This window comes from Pseudomonas sp. WS 5532, assembly GCF_012985445.1.
Taxonomy (GTDB): domain Bacteria; phylum Pseudomonadota; class Gammaproteobacteria; order Pseudomonadales; family Pseudomonadaceae; genus Aquipseudomonas; species Aquipseudomonas edaphica.
This window is the reverse complement of record NZ_JAAQWK010000002.1, coordinates 1-17,905: the sequence shown is the minus strand read 5'-3', so window position 1 is coordinate 17,905 and position 17,905 is coordinate 1. Positions and strand designations below refer to the sequence as shown.

Here is a 17,905-nt window from a genome sequence, read left to right as displayed (position 1 = left end):
AGGCTGAATATGCTTCGCCAGTTCCATTCCCTGCCCGGTCTGATCGCCGCCCTGTTGGTCATGTTATTGGCCATCAGCGGCGCGGTATTGTCCGTCGATCCAGCGCTGGAACGCCTGCACAACACGTCCACGGCTACCGGCCAACTTAATGTCGGTCAACTGGCCGGCCGCGTCGCCAGCCACTTTCCGGGCGTGGAGCAAATCCAGCGCACCGCGTCCGGGACGGTCATCGTCTACTACAACCAGGACGGTCAGACCGGAGCCGAAAAGGTCGACCCACTGACCGGCCAGGGCCTCGCGCCTTACGAGCCGTCCGCGTTCTCGCGCTGGATGAAAGACCTGCACCGCTCGCTGTTCATGGGCACTCCAGGCCATGGGGTGTCGGGCGTCGGCGCGCTGTTTATGTTGATGCTTTCGGTGTCCGGCGCATTGCTGCTGGCCCGGCGCCTAGGCGGCTGGCGCAACCTGTTGCGGCCATTGCGCGGCACGTTCAGCCAGCGCTGGCACGCCGAAGTCGGACGCCTGGCCTTGCTCGGGCTGCTGGTGTCGGCCCTGAGCGGGCTTTACATGTCCGGCACCACCTTCGGTTTGATCGCCGACGGCAGTCAGAACGAGCCAGCCTTCCCCACTCACATCAGCGCAGGCCCGGCGTTGCCGGTGACGAACCTGCAAGCCTTGCAGGCCACCGACCTGAATGACCTGCGCGAACTGGTCTACCCGAGCCCCGGCAACCCGCAAGACGTGTTCTCCCTGCGCACCGCCCAGGGCGACGGCTACGTGGACCCGGTCAGCGGCACCTTGTTGTCGTGGCAAGCCCACGATTCGATGCACAACGTTTACGAACTGATCTACCAGTTGCACACCGGTGAAGGCCTCTGGTGGCTGGGCCTGCCGCTCGGGCTCTGCGCCCTCTGCGTGCCGTTGATGAGCGTGACCGGCATCCTGCTCTGGTGGCGCCGCCGCAAGGCCGGCCCGAACATCCGCCACAACAGCCCCGCCCACTCCGCCGACAGCGTGATTCTGGTGGGCAGTGAAAACAACAGCACCTGGGGCTTTGCCAACACCTTACATGAAGCCTTGCGCCAGGCCGGGCACCAAGTGCACAGCGCGGCAATGAATGAATGGACCGGCGATTACCGCAGCGCCCAACGGCTGTTCATCCTCACCGCAACCCACGGTGACGGCGACGCACCGGCCTCGGCCTCACAATTCCTCGCCCGGCTGACAAAGGCCGGCCTTAAACCCGGCCTGCCGTTTGCGGTGCTGGGGTTGGGGGATCGACAGTTTGCGCAATTCTGTCAGTACGCCCATCAGGTGCAGGAGGCCCTGGCGCAGGCCGGTGGCTCGGCATTACTGGGGCTGGAAACCGTCAATCGCCAATCCTCCCAAGAGTTCGCGCGCTGGGGTCACGCCTTGGGCGAAGCACTGGGGCATGACGTGACGCTGGTCCACAGCCCGGAGCAACCGCACACTCATCAACTGGAGTTGCAGGAATGCATTGTCTACGGTGAGCAAGTGAACGCGCCGACCCACGTCCTGCGCTTCAAGGCACCGGACGAGTTACCCGACTTTCAAGCAGGCGACCTGGTCGGGATTTTGCCGCCGGGTAGCCCGGTTCCGCGGTTCTACTCACTGGCCAGCGGCTCCGACGACGGCGTGCTGGAAATCTGCGTGCGTAAACACGCAGGCGGGCTGTGCTCTGAGTTCCTGCATGGCCTGACCCTCGGCGCATCGATCGAAGCCTTTATCCAGCCCAACCCGCAATTTCGGCCCACATCGGGCGCACACCCGGTGATTCTGATCGGCGCCGGTACCGGCATTGGTCCGTTGGCCGGTTTTATCCGCAACAACAAGGCCCGACACCCGATGCATTTGTATTGGGGCGGACGTAACCCGGCGTCGGATTTCCTCTACGAACCGGAGCTCAACCGATACCTGGCGGACCGACGCCTGACCGCATTGCGCGCCGCGTTCTCCCAGGTTCAGGACCGCAGCTACGTGCAAGACCGGTTGATCAGCGACGCCCTGGCCTTGCGCCGTTTGATTGAAAAAGGCGCTCAGGTGTTGGTGTGTGGCAGCCGCGAAATGGCCAAAGGCGTGATGCAGGCCCTGGATGAAGTGTTGGCACCGCTCAACCTGAGTGTGCTGACCCTCAAGACACAAGGACGCTACCGTGAAGATGTCTACTGACGGGCAACGCTACAGCCTCAACGGCGAGACCATGGGCAGCCGCTACACCGCGATGTTCTACGCCGATCCAGGCCTCGACACCGACGTAATCGGCCGCCGTCTGGCCGATGCCGTGGGCCGGGTGGACCAACAAATGTCCACCTGGAAAGCCGACTCCGACCTCAACCGCCTCAACGCCGCCCCCGAACAGCAGTGGCTGCCAGTCCCCAAGGAACTGACCACGGTGCTGGCCGCCGCACTGCGGGTCAGTCAGCAATCGAGCGGCGCTTTCGACATTGCCGTCGGTGATCTGGTGGACGCCTGGGGCTTCGGTCCCGGCGAACAATCGGTCAACGAACAGACACTGGCGGCAACGTCACTGCGCCCACGACTGTCCGCCAGCGCCGCGCTGGTGGTTGACCCGCAACGCAATCAGGTGCGCAAATGTGCGCCGCTGCACCTTGATTTGAATGGCATCGCCAAGGGTTTCGGCGTCGATGAACTGGCCCGCTGCCTGGAAGGTTTTGGCATCACCCGCTACCTGGTCGGCATCGACGGCGAGATGCGCGCCCGTGGGGTCAAGCCTGATGCACAACCCTGGGTCGTGGCCATTGAAAAACCACGTCGGGGCGTGCGTGAAGTCATGGGTGTGATGGAACTCAGTGATGCCGCCATCGCGACGTCGGGGGACTATCGACAGTGGATCGATGTGAATGGGCAAACCTACGCCCATACGATGGACCCGGTCACTGGTGCGCCACTGCGCAACCCTTTGGCAGCAGTCACCGTGGTGGCGGCCTCGTGCATGTTCGCCGATGCCTGGGCCACTGCCCTGCTGGTGCTGGGCGAAATCGAAGGCCCGCGGCTGGCACAGGAACGCGGGATGGACGCGTTGTTCGTGCTGCACGACGGTGAACAGTTCAAGGAAATTTCCATAGTCGGCGGCCAGTTGCTGGCGTACATTGAAACCCGTCCGATTGATCCACCCCTGACAGTGAGTCCCGCTAAACCATGAAATTCATGCACCGGCACACCGAGCTACACCGCAGTGAGCGTATCGGCTGGCTGCGCGCCGCCGTCCTGGGGGCCAACGACGGGATCGTGTCCACCGCCAGCCTGTTGATCGGCGTCGCCGCCGCCAACGCCAGTCACGCCACGCTGCTGGTCACCGGGATGGCCGGGCTGGTGGCAGGCGCCATGTCCATGGCCGCGGGGGAATACGTTTCCGTGCACTCTCAGGCGGACACCGAACGGGCCGACCTGTCCCGGGAGCGGGCCGAACTGGCCAGCGACCCCAAGGCAGAACACATTGAGCTGGCGAACATTTACATGCATCGCGGTGTATCGCCGGACCTGGCGCATCAAGTGGCCGACCAATTGATGGCCCATGACGCCCTCGGCTCCCACGCCCGGGACGAACTGGGCATCAGCGAAGCGCTCACGGCCAAACCGCTCCAGGCCGCCCTCGCATCGGCCGCCAGTTTCGTGGTCGGCGCAGCGTTGCCATTGGCGGTGATTTTCATCGCCCCAGCGCACAGCGTTGTGCCGTGGATATGCGGCATGTCGCTGGTTTTTCTCGGCAGCCTGGGGGCTGTGGCGGCCAGAGCCGGGGGTGCCAGCGTATTGACCGGCGCCTGGCGCGTGACGTTCTGGGGCGTGTTGGCCATGGGCATCACGGCGCTCGTGGGATCGTTGTTCGGGACCGTGGTTTAGTTCGCAACCGCTGCCGATAAAACAAAAGGCGCCCGATCCTCGAAGGGGCGCCTTTTGTGCGTTAACGACTAGACCACGCCGACGAAATCGCTCGCTGTGAAGGCGATATGCCCGACCAGATCAATCTGGATATCAGCCGCGTTGCCGTTGTTGACATTGCCCTCCACGTAGGTGTGATCGACCCCGCCGACGTCAGCGCCCGCGCCTGGCAAAGCGTCGCCACCCGTGATCAGGCCGTAGAGGACTTGCACGCCCCCCCTGCAGGTGTCGAACGCTTGAGGAACATCAATAAATATCTGCTCCGAATGGGTTACCTTGGCGCAACTCTCAAAACCCTGAGGCTTGGCCATGCCGTCTACCCGCACCGAAGTGGATGTCGCCATTATCGGCGGCGGCCAGTCTGCACTGGCCGTGGCTTACTTCCTGCGCCGCACCGGGCGCTCCTTTCTGATCATCGACGCCGAGGACGCGCCGGGGGGCGCCTGGCGGCACGGCTGGAAGTCACTGCGACTGTTTTCACCCTCGACCTGGAGCTCCATCGCCGGCTGGATGATGCCGCCGGTTACGGACGGATACCCAAGCCGCGACCACGTGCTCAATTACCTGACCCAGTACGAACAACGCTACCAATTCCCGACCGAGCGGCCCTATTGGGTGAGCGCGATTGAACGCTGGGACGAGCGCCTCCACGTCAAGGCTCGGGGTCGCAGTTGGCTGGCCCGGGCGGTGGTCAGCGCGACCGGCACCTGGCGCCATCCCTTCCTGCCGCACTATCCCGGCAGTGCAACCTTCACTGGCCAGCAATTGCATTCGGCGCACTATGTCGACGCCACCCCGTTTGCCGGGAAAAAAGTCCTGGTGGTGGGCGGTGGCAACTCCGGCGCCCAGGTCCTGGCGGAAGTCTCCAAAGTGGCCGATACCGTATGGGTCACCCCGGATCCGCCGCAGTTTCTCGCCGATGACGTTGACGGCCGGGTACTTTTCGAACGCGCCACCGAACGCTGGAAAGCCCAGCTCGCGGGCATCGTCATTGAACAACCGGTCGGTGGTTTGGGCGATATCGTGATGGTGCCGCCTGTCATCGAAGCCCGGGAGCGCGGTGTGTTACAGGCGGTTCGGCCGTTCGAGCGTTTCACCGAAACCGGCGTGGCGTGGGCCGATGGCTCGCAAACGCCGGTCGATGCGGTGATCTGGTGCACCGGTTTCCGCCCGGCCCTCGGCTATCTGGAATCACTGGGCGTGTGCACCACCGACGGACGCGTGGCTGTCGAAGGCACGCGCTCAAAGCAGGAGCCGCGTTTGTGGCTGGTGGGCTATGGCGACTGGACGGGCGCCGCCTCCGCAACGCTGATCGGCGTCACCCGCACGGCACGCAGCACCGTTGAGGAAATCGAGCGGTATTTAACGGAGCACTGAATCGAGGGTTTATCGCCAAGCCTTCGGGGCGGCGATGCATTGAAGACTAGCATGCCACGCACGGTACTTCGTTGCTCAAGTTGGCTTTACGATCAACAAACTGCACGGTGCCCGGTTTAATACGCTCTCGGCGGTACTGCCGGTGAACCGGTCAAACCCGTGGTGACAGGCCGTGCCTAGCACCACGATGTCGATGTCATGCTCTTGGGCGAACTGGCCGATCACGGCGTGGGGAATGCCGGTCAGCAGGTGTCGATGTCTTTTCTCGACCCCGTAACGGTCGGCGAGCACATCAAACGCCTCTTCCTGGGCATCGTTGACCGCGTCTCTCAAACTCGCGTCCAGCGCCGGGGTCGGCAGACTTCTCGGCGCGTCGCCCACGACCAACCAGTGACTGACATTGAGCACCTGCAACACCGCGCCACACGAGGCCGCCAGCGTCGACGCCAGGTTAAGGATCCGGTCATTGAGCCCTTGGGTCAGTTCCTCCAGATGCGAGAGGTCGATGGCGGCGAGTACCTTCAGCGGCCTCGGGTGTCTGGCCTCCGTCACCAGGTGCAAGGCTGCGGGGCAGTCGCGCAGCAACAGCCAGTCCAGCGGGCGATGGAACGCACGGTCGAGCGCTGGTACATGGTGGGTGTCCTTGATCACCAGGTCCGCATGAAAGTCATTCACATACTCAAGCACATGCGCCAGGCTCGGCGTGGCCCACACCACTTCAGTGGTGACCCGCAACCCCGCACACCGTTGAAATCGGGCCTGCTGCTCCAGCCAGTGACGATGCACCTGCAAGTAGCCCTCGCGTACCTGGGCCATAGCGTCAGGGTCAAACAGACCGGCCATCGCCAGCGCAGGGACGAAATCGAAGGCGACGATGTGCAACAAAGCACCGTTTGCACTGGCCAATGCCTGTGCCCGATCAAACGCCGGGGTGTGGATCATGTCGTGAGAGGCGATCAATAGAATCCGTTTGAGTTTCAGCATCATGGGCCTCGTCCTGGTGGCTCAAGTATCTGGCGTGAGGCGCTGAAGGCTCTGATCTTTGTCAATGAATAACCCAGTCCGGGCAGAGACCTTTCCCCGCTGGTCGATTAACCCGCCAAACCCCGGAATGAACAGTGCGCCCCAATGCTTGGCACCTATGCTGGATACATTCCCTATTGGCGTCATTTCTCATGCCGGAAACACGACCACTGCACATTCAACACCTCAAGGCTGCCTGTTCCAGTTGCAGCGTTTTGGAGTTGTGCCTGCCCATCGGGCTGACCGGTTCGGAGGTCCAACGTCTGGACACGCTGATCGTGCAACGCATGAAGGTCAAAAAAGGCGCCACCCTCTACCGCGCGGGTGATCCATTGCGCTCGCTATACGCGGTGCGAATCGGCTCGTTCAAAACCAGCGTGCTGTCGGTCGATGGCCGCGAACAAGTCACCGGTTTCCAGATGCCCGGCGAAATCCTCGGCCTGGACGCCATCAGCACAGATCTGCACGCCTGCAATGCCTTTGCCCTGGAGGACAGCGAAGTCTGCCCGATCCACTTCGCGCACCTGGAAAAACTCGCTCAAGAGCTGCCATCACTGCAACACAACCTGAACAAGATACTGAGCCGGGAAATCGTCCGCGATCACGACATGCTGCTGATGCTCGGCAACATGAACTCCGATGAGCGCCTGGGTGCTTTTCTCTTGAACCTGTCGCAGCGTTTGTACATACGAGGTTATTCGCCCAAGGACTTCGTGCTGAAAATGCGCCGCGAGGAAATCGGCTCCTACTTGGGTCTGCGCTTGGAAACCATCTGTCGAGGCATTGCGCACCTGCGGGACCGGGGGCTGGTGGCGATCGCGGGACGTAACGTCAACATCCAGGACATGGAAGGCCTCAAACAACTCGTTGCGGGCTGTCATCGCCCACTGTGTTGATGCTGTTCACCCGGGTGTCTGATCCACATCAGATTCATGCGCCAGCAACGGCGTAGAAAGGAATGAACCGTGTGGCTCCCCACGCGCGACAACCTTTCGAACCGGATGGAGGATCACCCCATGCTCACCGTCAAAGACCACAATGATCGGGCTGCTGAAGCCTATGCCGCCGTCACGGGTAAGCACTGGATCGAAGCGCTCAAGGATGGCCGGCACGTGTTGATCCGGCCCCTGTCGGAAAAAGACCGCGAGCGTGAATACGCGTTTATCAAGCGCCTGTCTCCCGAGTCCCGACACATGCGTTTTCTGTCACAGATCAGTGAACCCGGCACCGCCCTGCTCGACCAGTTGATGGACACCGATAACAAACAGCGCACCGCTTACATCGCGCTGGAGCACGAAAACGGGCAACTGGTCGAAATCGGCGTCAGCCGCTACGCCGCCACCGCTGAACATCAATGTGAAATCGCCGTGACCGTCGCCGATGAATGGACGCATCTGGGGCTGGGCGCGGCGTTGATAGCGCATTTGATCAAATCAGCTCGCCAGAACGGCTTTCGCCAGATGTATTCGGTGGACGCTTCGAGCAATACGCCGATGCGCGACCTGGCCAAAGCCTCAGGTTTCGAGACGCACATAGACCCCGATGACAGCACTCAAGTCATCCATCGGCTGTACCTGTGAAGCGCGGCATCGCGACGCACCGGCCAACGGTTCGTCGCGGGCTGCTGCAACCCGTCATTCAGAATTGCAACGTCTGCCGTGGTTTGAGCGCCAACACACTGCACGGCGCCCGGTGCAAAAGCTGTTCGGCGGTGGTGCCCAAGCGTTTATCCAGCCCGCTGTTCTGCACGGTGCCCATGACAATCACGTCAGTCCGGTGCTCAGCCGCAAAATCACAGATACCCGCCAGCGGTACCCCCTCGATAAAGTGCCGACGATCCGGCGGTACGCCATGCCGTTCGGCCAGCGCGGCAAACACCTCGTGTTGCGCAGAACCTAACGCCTCATAAAGCCCGGTGGCCAGCGGCAGCGCGCCCATGCCCATGTCTTGGGTGTAGACGGCCGTCCAGTCATACACATGCACCAATTCAAGCGTGGCCTCACATTGCTCGGCCAGCTTCACCGCGGCATCGATGATCTGGTCGTTGAACACCAGGTCCTGATCTTCGCTGCGCAGCACATCGACAATCGCCAACATATGGCGCGGCCGCGGGTTAAGCGCGTTCGTCACCAAATGCACCGGCACCGGACAATCGCGCAGCAACTGCCAGTCCAGCGGCGTGAAAAACACCCGTTTCAACGCCGATTCTTCCTGGGCATCCTTGATGATCAGCGCTAGCGACATCTCGCTGACGAAATGCACGATCTCTTCATAAGGATGCTGCACCCACACCACTTCACTGGTGGCTTCGACCCCCTGCTGACTCATCAACCCGGCTTGCGCCGCGAGCCATTGCCGATGGGTCTGCAAATAGCCTTCCCGGGCCAGATTGATTTGTTCCGGCGCAAACAGGCCAGCCACCGCTAGGGCCTTCGAATAATCGAACGCCACGATGTGCAATGGCAATTTCATCACCAGTGCCAGCGCCGCCGCACGGTCGAACGCAGGGGTGCGGGTCATGGCGGGGGGAGCGATTAACAGTAAACGCTGAGTTTGCGACATGGGGCACCTCGGCACGCGGCCATCGGGACATGAGTAGAGCTCCAGATTGAGCGCTCCAGAGCCGGTCGACTTGATCTTTGTCAGTGACAGGGCAAGACGCGTTTCAGTGCAGCAACGTACCGGCCCACATCGCCAGCGTCAGCCCGACCTGACCGGGAATCACATACGCGGCGAACCGCCGCCCGCCGCTGACCCAAGCCACTAGGCATTTACTCACGGAGTTGCTGCTAACCGCGATCAGCGCCGGGCCGGCCAGGGCGCTGAGCGGCAACTGTCCGGATTTGGCCAGGGCGGCAATCGACGCCGTCGAAGAATGAGCGTCGGCGAAACCGGTGAGGCTAGCCGTCAACATCAGCCCCACTTCACCGAAGAAGTGCAGCATGACCGCCGACGCCAGGGTGATGCCGGTCATGGCCAACGTGACGACCAATGCTAGTTTGAGGTTGAACGCGCCACCGACCTTGATCGGCTGACGCGCAGCGGTCGCCGGTTTGAGAAACATCAGGCACAGGCCATACAACGCCGTAGCGGCCACACCGCACACCAGCGGCCCCCACATCTGGTTCAACAGCGCGGTATCGACCGCCCCGAGGATCAGACCGACCTGAATAACCGTCGCCAAATTGGACAGGATCGCGGCGGCGGCCAGGGTTTTTATGTTGTCGGGCTCCTCGCTGACAAGGTGCCCCATGGCAGCGATGGTCACGGTGCTGGAAGCAAACCCGGAGGCGATTGCACTGATCGCGTAGCCGTATCGCGTGCCCAAGGTACGAACCGCGACATGCCCCGAGGCCCCCACCGCCATCAGCAACACGGAAAGGGTGCAAATGGTCCGCAGGTTGATCGCGGCATAGGGGCCGATAAAACGGTCGGGTGCCAGGGGCAACACCACCAGTGCGACGATCAACAACACCAGCCCGTCGCGCATTTCGGCCTCGGTCAACTGGCTGTTGGCGAAGTGATGCAGTTTCTCGCGGTAGGTCAGCAATCCGGCGATCACCACGCCAATCGCAATGGCCAGCTCCGGCGCGCTGCCACACAAGGCCCCCAACACCAGCACCGTGAACAACGCCACTTCACTGGTCACGCCCGGGTCGTCGCGCAGGCTGCGCCAGTACGCCACGGTGACCAGCAACGCCACACAGAACGCCATGACCCCCAACAGCACCGCGCCACCGACCTGCATCGCCACATAACCCAGCAACGCCGTAATCGCGAACGTGCGCAAACCGGCGCAGGCACGACTGTCCCCGCTGCCCTTGTGCCGCTCGCGCTCAAGCCCGATGAGCAAACCGATCCCCAGCGCAGCCGCTGCACCCGCCATGCCGAGCGTGTCATTCATAGGATTTTCGTCCGGGTGAGCCGTGCTTTGGGTCGCAGGGCTGATGCACACCAGCCTGCACCGACCGGCTCAAGGATCGTTTGATCATGATCAACCCAATGAACATTCGTGGCCACGGCGACCACACGTCGGCGCGGCAAATACCGTCATGCGCCTGTTTGATGCAGATCAAGCCGCCCATGCCATTCAGCGTCAGCATCGGCCTCAGATGTCAGCGCCAACAGCCTCACGCAGCCATGTCGAGCAAGCGTTTGTGTGATGACCCAAGGGAGATTTCCATGTCTGAGCAAGCACGTTTCATGATGGTCGCCTCACCCCTGATGCAAAACAGCCCCGCGTTCGATAGGGCCGCCGCCCTGGCCAAGGCTGAAGGCGCGGCGTTGCACATCGTCGCCTTCGATTACCTGGAAGGCCTGGCCACCGCCGGGATGGTCAACGAACAAGCGCTGGAGCAGATGCGCCTGGGCTACGTCGAGCGCCATCGCCAGTGGCTGGAGGAGCAAGCCCGGCCGTTGCGCAAAATCGGCGTGACCGTCACCACCGAAGTGGTCTGGGTCGAAAAGCCGTTGCAGGAAATCCTGATTCACCTCAAAGAACAGCCCATGGCCGTGCTGATCAAAGCGCTGGAACACGAATCGCTGCTCTCGCGGCTGATATTCACCCCGCTGGACATCCACCTGCTGCGCGAATGCCCGGTGCCGCTGCACTTTGTGAGCAATGTGCAACACGCCTTGCCGCGAAGGATCGTCGCGGCGGTCGACCCCTTCCATCACGATGGCCAGTACAAGGGCTTCAACGACCGGATCTTGCGCGAGGCGGTGAAACTGGCCACCGCGTGCAACGCCCAGGTTGACGTGATTTATGCCCATGACCTGTCCTCAATCGGCGCCGATGAATTCGGCTTCGACAATGCCTCGGCCTACTTCTCCTCCAGCAATGCCAAAACCCTGTTCGACGCCCAGGGCCAGGCCTTCATCGACCTAGCCGAACGCAACGGCATCCCGCCGGAACAACGCCATATGGTCATGGGCAACCCGGCCAAGGTCCTGGCCAGTTATGCCGATGCCTACAGCATCGATGTGATCGTCATGGGCCGCATCGGCCATCGCGGCGTCGGGCGATTGGTGGGCAGCACCGTGGAACATTTGTTGTACAAAATGCCCTGCAGCGTTTGGGTCGTGTCGCCGGAAGTGCTGGAGGATTGACCCGCGAACGCTAGACAGGAAAAGTGAGTCGTTCTCTGCCGGTCGTCACTACGGCGTGTGCTGGTCAAATCGAATGCAAACGGTTAGTCAGCACGGATGCGATTAACTGGTCAGTGGAAATACAAATGGGTGGCCAAGTCCATGCAATTACGCAACGGTCAACCAACTGGAGGTCTGATCGAGGCTGATCTGTATATTGCAGAGCGCGTGATTGGCCTTCCAAGTCGTACAAGCTTTTCCGTTGCCCATACCAAGCGGCGGCGATGAAAATCTTCGGTACTTTCACACACTGAGGCCAATGCATAGGCACAAAGCGGAAGTCGATCCAGCTGCTTCTCAAAGCGAGATAAGGCATCGAGTTCGCGGCCGATCCGAGTTTTGCAGACACGTACTGGTTTACCCGGTAGTGCTCGAATTGAACGGGCGCACCCAATGATTTTTTCTGCGAGAAGCGTATCCAGCTCAGAGAACAGACTACTTGGTTGCCGGCATCCCCTATGAGCGTCAATCTCGTCTAAATGAGCCTTAAGCCAATGCAGGTCGTTGCGGTACAACCAACTGTAATCTTGGCATTCATGTGCAAGGGATGTCAGATAGTGGCTCGCAAACCGCTCACGTCTCGTCTCGCGAACTCTCACGAATTTCAGCTGTTTCCACCTCTCTGACCCTCCTGAAACAGCTCGAATCGAGCGGTAGACTGTTGCTGCTGACAACTTTGTTTCGCCCGCTATTTCCTCAGCTCCAGATCCTGTAATGGCTCTCTCCCAGACAGCCTGTTCAGTTCGTGTTGAGACATGCGGGCTTTGTATCGATTGCCGTGCCGACTCTTTGGTGACGCTCGTATGCAGCCCCTCAGTGCAAGGCGCCTTTTTTAAACACCCCGGAGGGATGCATGACTGCACTCCATTGGCACGTAGAACGCTGAAGAGGTCGAGACCGAAAGCACTCGCAAGCATCAAATATTTGAGGGGATGATGCGTTCCCCTCGGCTTGCGTAGGATCTTGGTTACCCAGCACGCTGGAAGGCTATCCAACGCATCTCTCAATATAAGGAACTCTCCACTCGCGGGGAAGGATTCGAAATAGCTACTTAGGTAGTGTCCTAATTGGTCCAGTCGTAGCCGACCCGAAGTTGAAGCTAATCCGAGCTCAATGGCACCGCTCACAAAACTATCGCGAACCAGGCTTGCCGATTGAGTAGGAGCATTTGCTTGAAGTACACGCAGAGAATTCTGGGAAATGGAAAGCAGACTGCGACGTTGACGGTCGGTGACCTGCAATGGAAGTGCGTGTGCTTGAATATCCTCATCCTGAGGTAAATAGAGCTTCCTTGGTCCTCTGGCTAGCCAGTGATGATCTACTACCATTAGGGGGCTATGGTCATGAGGACAGATCCAAACGCCTGGCAATTGGTGCACCCGATGCCAATATGCCGTGCCGTAGTCACTAACATCTCTAGTCAAACAGGTTGGGCAAAAGCGCGTTCTTGAAGTTATCTCCAAGCGGCTGGCGATGAGCCCTAGCTTGAGCTTGAGACCAATCCCTCCCTGATAGGCCATTTGAATCTGGGCGTTGGCGAGCTGATGCTCGGTTAGAAAAGGTTGGTAGTACGGCAGTAGCGTGTGACGCCCGATTATTGAATCTAGGTCAAGGTTCGCGCCCGATGGCAACGCCTGCACCAGATCAACCAAATGGCACGGAAATGGGAGGTCACGTGCAAAGCTTCCGTCGCCCTGGGCTGCGTCGAACACAGCCCCCCAAGATCCTAATCCAGATAGGCGAACGTACCTCGAAAGAAGGCTATGTAGAGTTTCATCGGGGCAGGCAGCAGGAAAGAAATGAAATACATGGTCCATTTCAACCTCACAAACTACACCTTTCGATGCAGAGCAGAGAATTCGAACACGTCAGAGTTCAACCAGCCTTCCTCTCTTAACTTTTGCAACGGGTCTTCAGCCTGCGCGATCACAGCTGATTTCGTTGATGACCTTGAAGAGTCCACCCCAGCTGGTTTGGTTTTCGGTGTGCTTGAAACTTTTGCTGAGGGAGCATCCATGCGAGGAACAGGCGTAATACTTCGCAATAATGCCAGCCGATCAAGTACCTCGTTCGCGCTCAGAGTCATCATTCCTTGAAGCTGATCATCAATCGGTAACAAGTCTTCAAAGCGGCCTAGCTGACGGGGATCTCGGCTGCGCAAAGCCGAAAGTGCCGGCTTGAGTATTTGCATTTTGGTGTCAGAAACGCGCCTGAACGTGCTGGAGGTCAGGCGCTCCTCCCCGCTCTGGATCGCAAAGCGCTGCCCAAGAATCAGCAGTTTCACTAAAAAGTCGGTGACCCCCTGAGTCAAGTCATAAAGCACATCAAACAACTCATCGGTCAGTGGGCTGATCTCACGACACCACTGATACTCCCATAGCGACTCAATCAACATTCTCCAAACCGGATCATCTTTTTCGAATCGCTGAAACTCGGTTACACCGAGACCACATCCTCGTCTCGCGTTTCGCAGAACATCAGAGAAGAGGCTAATCATCGAATTGGTGCCGATGAAGACGACCGGTATGCCAATGGAGTTGATCAGGTTTACGAAGAAATTGAGCATGTTGTCTTTACCGCCAGTACGCGCGGAACGTAGGTGCTGAATTTCATCGATCAATAGGGCACCGACAAAGTAGGTACTCGCAACCTGCTCCATGCGCTGGATGAGGTCAGGCAATCCATTCCGCGCACGATAGCTGTTCGCATACCGATCTTGGCCTATCGCCTGGTCAACAGCGCGGAAAAAAGCACGGCATAAACCGCTAAGCGATCCATCAAACGGGCAGTCCAGCTTCAACCAAGTGATCTGCGTCTGCACAAAAGAACGCCCTTCATAGCGCTGATGAACGATCGTTTGCGGATACAGCCGAAGAATTGACTCAAGAGCGGTGGATTTCCCGATTCCGCTCAACCCTACAAGACTGAAGGTGGTTGCCGTTGAACGAAACCCGTCTGAACCGCCTGGTGCTGACAGCGAGTGCAAGTGTCTAACAGTGGCTGTAGACATTGGGTTGCGCCCTACATATCCACTTCGCAGCAGCGAAGAAAATGCTGATTCGAGCTCAAGATGGATCGGAAGTGGCTGAACAACGGTACGCAGGCGATCAATGCAATGGAGCCTGACCGACTTGTCGTGCTGTCGCTCTTCGTCGACCACCGGAGGAAAATGCGAGATCAGCGATGCAGCGTCACTCTCGGAAAGGATTGGAGGTAACGCCTCAATCAACGGATTACCTTGAAACTCCAGAACAGGAGACTCATGGTACTTCGCGAAATTCTGGACACTCCGATTCATTTGCTACCTCCCGGGCGGAACCGACTGAGCAGATCAATTACCTCAGCACCACGGGTGCCTGCGTAATTTTCAGCGACGCCAACCCCAGTGTTCGAGGCTTGGGTATTCTGATTTGAACTTGCGGCTCTCAAGTCTTCAGGCGTTACTGACTCCGAGCGCTCCTGCATGCGTTCGTGGGACCTGTTGGTTCGAATATCACCGAGCTTCTGCGATTTAGAGCCCGGCTCCATCGTCAATTTTTTCTCCTTCACAGCATTCGACACAACGTCCGAAATTGTTGCGTCCAGCGCGACACGACTCGCCAGTTTGCTGTATTTGCTCTCAGGAGACTCTTGTTTGAGAACCTCCAACATGTCGATTACTTCCTCGAACCGGACGCCGTGATAACGCACCTCAGAGTTTCGGAGATCACAACGAATGAAGTGCCTGTCTGGGCCTTGAATCCAGATATGTTGAGTACTATTTGGGTCATACCAACAGACAATCCTGCTGACACCACGATGCCGAGCACGTGCAAACCAGTTCTGTTCAATAGCCCAGTCGCAGACGTAAAACATCCCCTTGAACTTAATCCCACCTTTCTGAATTGAGCCATTATCTCGAGGTAGTAAGTGCAGATAAATCAGCTCTTCCGTCTGAGTATTGGCCTCGATTCGATCATTCTTGAGCGCCCAGTCCCATATTCCCATAGGGGTTGGCTCGACCTGATCAGCAATCATCTCTTTATCGAGTCGAGCTGGCTGTCGATTCTGGCTGTTGTAGTGAAGGATTCCCTCAATGACGATCTTCGTAAATTCGGCTAGATTCAGCGTGGCATCGAGTCGGTAGTCACGCTCACCCCTCTCTAGAATTCGCTTGCGCACAGCTCCTGGAATCCAGTGAATTTGCGTCGTGGTATTCAGCACTTTGAATGAGCTTTCCACGATCGCTTTCCAATCTGGACGATAGGGAGGCGCGATACCCAAATTAATACGCAAGCCGGAGGCAAGCCCCTCAGCAGCTTGTCCAAGCATCTCACCACGATCCGCGAAAACTTCGTGCGGTAGGTGATGACAAGGCCAATCGGCATCTTCAATTTCAACGCCGTTGGCAGCACAGAACTCTACTTTTGAGGTAAACGCGTTGTAAAGCGCTTGTCGGGCACCATTCCAGCTTGGTCCCTCCAAGCCAACAAATACTCCTACGATCATTCCCGAAAAAGTATCGATAACGACGTAAACAACTGGACGGCCAATAATCCAATTTCTGTTGTAACGACTGACGAGATAGACATCTGCAATGGTGGCGTCGATTTCAAATAAATGGCCTGGCCCACGCAGGTTCTCCCGAACAGTACCGCTCAGCGGGCGATGGTCTTTTTGCCAATTGCGCTCACCACTGCGACCTCTCAGAACTGCAATGTCATCGAAAGCTTTGTTACCCCAGTAGGCAAACTGTCTGGCCGTGGGTAGCTCGCTGGCAGGAAGCAAAGGCGCATCGTCCCCTGCGTCACCCAGCATCGGTTTAATCGTATAAAAACGCCGAAGCATTTTGACGTAAGCATCTGCGATGGTCCCTACAGATCCCTTGGCAAATAATGCAAACCCAGTCTTGATACAGTTTTTATCCGTATCACTCAGTACCTTCGATTGAGTAGAGGATTTGACCCCCTGAAACATCGTCGAACGTCCCGGTTTAAGGCCGTTTGGGTAGTTTTTAGGTTTGCCTGGCCCTCCCGCGTTAACCCTATCTGGAAGCAGTGAGTTACGTACTTGCCCCCCCATCCAATATCGGTACAGCAAGCGATACAACGATTTGTTCGGCAGCCCAAGTTTGCGCGCCTGATCAGCGACCATTTGACCAAGAGCATCTGGCTGGAAAATAGCGTCTGGAGGGTCAGTGTCGACAAGCGATTGAATACGGGCCCAGTTGTTATCCCGGAATGCCTTCTCTTTATCAGAAAGGTCTCCCTCCGCCTTCAACATGTAGGTTGGAGGAGTAACCGATAAAAACTTGATATCGCCTGAGCTTAACCAGCTTTTCAGCTCAGATAGCTGCATGATCCATGGCCGCTTGGGTGAGCGTTCAATCGTCATCAGCACAGTCTGATCGCTGCGCTTATCAACCCATAGAACCCTCACTAAACCCTTCAATAGCTTGGGTTCGGTTACTGCCTCAAGGACATCATTCTTACTGAGATATGCCATATCAACCGACCTTCAGTTCGTGGCCATTATCGCTGGAGGGCCATACGACTTCGATTTGAGGCAACGAGCTCTTCATTGAAAGCCGTTCCGCTGCCAGCTCCAAGAGGATGTTTTTGTGCCAAACCAGATGCATGAACATGGCCTTGGTGTCGGTGTAGGGGATGAACAATGCGCCCGCTATATGGCGCAACACACGGTCAAGTGGCCATGGATACTCACGCACACGAGTGATCTCCTCTAGAAACGACTCGATCAGTGGACGTTGTTGAAGATGTCGTTGGAGGGTCGCTGATTTACGTAACCAGTCAAGGTTCTGGATCAGAGTGGCAGGGAGGTCTTTCTCGGTAACGATGTTCCAGTCCACCCCTTGACCGGACCAATAGGCTCGTTCGATCTCAAACTTTTCCAGGGTGCGTTCAAGTCCTTTGTCTGCCTTAAGCGACTCGGTGTATTTGAGCGTACGAGCCGCTAAGCGCGTGCTTCCATCTGGCTGCTTGATGGTCAGCAGAAAATCCGTCGTCATCACGAAAGGCACTTTGGTGCCTGGATAAACGGGATAGAGAATATTCAAAGCATGGGCAATCGACTGAACCGCCGATTGCGGAAGGATGGGAAATTGCTCCCGAATATCCACCACCTCAGAGGAAAACTCGGCTACGAGCAAATACCCGTATTCAAGATCAGACAGTAGGTGATGAAGCCGATCAACCTTTACTCCATGAACCTTGCGCGACCGACCATGTGATGGAACGTCTTGCACACGCAACCACGGCAAATAGAGCTCGTGACTTCCTTGCCCAAAGCCTTTTTCGATATGCCGATCAATGCGGATTTCGGTGAACGTGACCGAGCGTTTCGCTAATACGTGACCGGTGCTTCCACCCCGGTTGCGCGGGTTCTGGATTGTAATCGCATCGGTCACGATGCGGCTTGTTCCTCGGCTTTTTTTCGG

Annotated in this window: 14 protein-coding genes; 7 read left to right on the top strand and 7 right to left on the bottom strand. The window is 58.2% G+C overall.

Annotated features, from left to right (window positions below; genetic code table 11):
• The first annotated feature begins 9 nt into the window (after positions 1-9).
• The 3 genes from HBO23_RS03680 to HBO23_RS03670 are packed head-to-tail and all read left to right on the top strand — an operon-like array spanning position 10 to position 3,882.
• Positions 10-2,190: a PepSY domain-containing protein gene (locus tag HBO23_RS03680; RefSeq protein ID WP_170036556.1), complete on the top strand. Its 2,181-nt coding sequence runs from the start codon at positions 10-12 to the stop codon at positions 2,188-2,190.
• Positions 2,180-3,184, top strand: a complete 1,005-nt coding sequence (locus HBO23_RS03675) for an FAD:protein FMN transferase (protein WP_170037018.1) — start codon at positions 2,180-2,182, stop codon at positions 3,182-3,184. Before HBO23_RS03680 ends, HBO23_RS03675 begins: the two co-directional genes overlap by 11 nt.
• The gene (locus tag HBO23_RS03670) at positions 3,181-3,882 is read left to right on the top strand and encodes a VIT family protein (RefSeq protein WP_170036554.1); all 702 of its coding nucleotides are present in this window, start codon (positions 3,181-3,183) and stop codon (positions 3,880-3,882) included. Before HBO23_RS03675 ends, HBO23_RS03670 begins: the two co-directional genes overlap by 4 nt.
• Positions 3,883-3,950: 68 nt before the next feature.
• On the opposite strand, the gene HBO23_RS03665 is transcribed toward HBO23_RS03670, so the two are convergent.
• Positions 3,951-4,232 (bottom strand): hypothetical protein, encoded by a 282-nt coding sequence (locus HBO23_RS03665; protein ID WP_170036552.1) that lies wholly within the window; start codon positions 4,230-4,232, stop codon positions 3,951-3,953.
• Here HBO23_RS03665 and HBO23_RS03660 point away from each other — a divergent pair.
• Positions 4,231-5,298 carry an ArsO family NAD(P)H-dependent flavin-containing monooxygenase gene (locus tag HBO23_RS03660; protein WP_170036550.1) on the top strand — a complete coding sequence of 356 codons (1,068 nt, stop codon included), beginning with the start codon at positions 4,231-4,233 and terminating at the stop codon, positions 5,296-5,298. The two genes, HBO23_RS03665 and HBO23_RS03660, sit on opposite strands and share 2 nt — an antisense overlap.
• Before the next feature lie 75 nt (positions 5,299-5,373).
• Here the strand turns inward: HBO23_RS03660 and HBO23_RS03655 are convergent, their stop codons facing one another.
• Positions 5,374-6,282: a universal stress protein gene (locus tag HBO23_RS03655; protein ID WP_170037015.1), complete on the bottom strand. Its 909-nt coding sequence runs from the start codon at positions 6,280-6,282 to the stop codon at positions 5,374-5,376.
• A gap of 191 nt (positions 6,283-6,473) precedes the next feature.
• Between HBO23_RS03655 and fnr the strand changes: the two genes are divergently transcribed.
• On the top strand, positions 6,474-7,217 hold the full coding sequence (gene fnr / locus HBO23_RS03650) for a fumarate/nitrate reduction transcriptional regulator Fnr (RefSeq protein ID WP_170036548.1): 744 nt from the start codon (positions 6,474-6,476) through the stop codon (positions 7,215-7,217).
• Positions 7,218-7,337: 120 nt separating this feature from the next.
• Entirely contained in the window at positions 7,338-7,901 is a 564-nt protein-coding gene (locus HBO23_RS03645; RefSeq protein ID WP_170036546.1) for a GNAT family N-acetyltransferase, read from the top strand.
• A 58-nt stretch (positions 7,902-7,959) separates the two neighbouring features.
• Here HBO23_RS03645 and HBO23_RS03640 read toward each other — a convergent pair whose 3' ends face one another.
• Together HBO23_RS03640 and HBO23_RS03635 are read right to left on the bottom strand one after the other, a co-directional pair.
• On the bottom strand, positions 7,960-8,883 hold the full coding sequence (locus HBO23_RS03640) for a universal stress protein (RefSeq protein ID WP_170036544.1): 924 nt from the start codon (positions 8,881-8,883) through the stop codon (positions 7,960-7,962).
• Between the two features lie 103 nt (positions 8,884-8,986).
• Positions 8,987-10,225 (bottom strand): DUF4010 domain-containing protein, encoded by a 1,239-nt coding sequence (locus HBO23_RS03635; RefSeq protein ID WP_170036542.1) that lies wholly within the window; start codon positions 10,223-10,225, stop codon positions 8,987-8,989.
• 278 nt (positions 10,226-10,503) lie between these two features.
• Here HBO23_RS03635 and HBO23_RS03630 point away from each other — a divergent pair, with 278 nt between their 5' ends.
• The gene (locus HBO23_RS03630) at positions 10,504-11,430 is read left to right on the top strand and encodes a universal stress protein (RefSeq protein WP_170037012.1); all 927 of its coding nucleotides are present in this window, start codon (positions 10,504-10,506) and stop codon (positions 11,428-11,430) included.
• Between the two features lie 1,870 nt (positions 11,431-13,300).
• On the opposite strand, the gene HBO23_RS03620 is transcribed toward HBO23_RS03630, so the two are convergent.
• The 3 genes from HBO23_RS03620 to HBO23_RS03610 all read right to left on the bottom strand — a co-directional run.
• Positions 13,301-14,767, bottom strand: coding sequence for an ATP-binding protein (locus HBO23_RS03620; RefSeq protein WP_170036538.1), 1,467 nt, complete (start codon positions 14,765-14,767; stop codon positions 13,301-13,303).
• The gene (locus HBO23_RS03615; RefSeq protein WP_170036536.1) at positions 14,764-16,953 is read right to left on the bottom strand and encodes a Mu transposase C-terminal domain-containing protein; all 2,190 of its coding nucleotides are present in this window, start codon (positions 16,951-16,953) and stop codon (positions 14,764-14,766) included. Before HBO23_RS03615 ends, HBO23_RS03620 begins: the two co-directional genes overlap by 4 nt.
• A 1-nt stretch (position 16,954) precedes the next feature.
• Positions 16,955-17,905 (bottom strand): TnsA endonuclease N-terminal domain-containing protein (locus HBO23_RS03610; protein WP_262378157.1); only part of this gene is annotated, 951 nt, incomplete at its 5' end.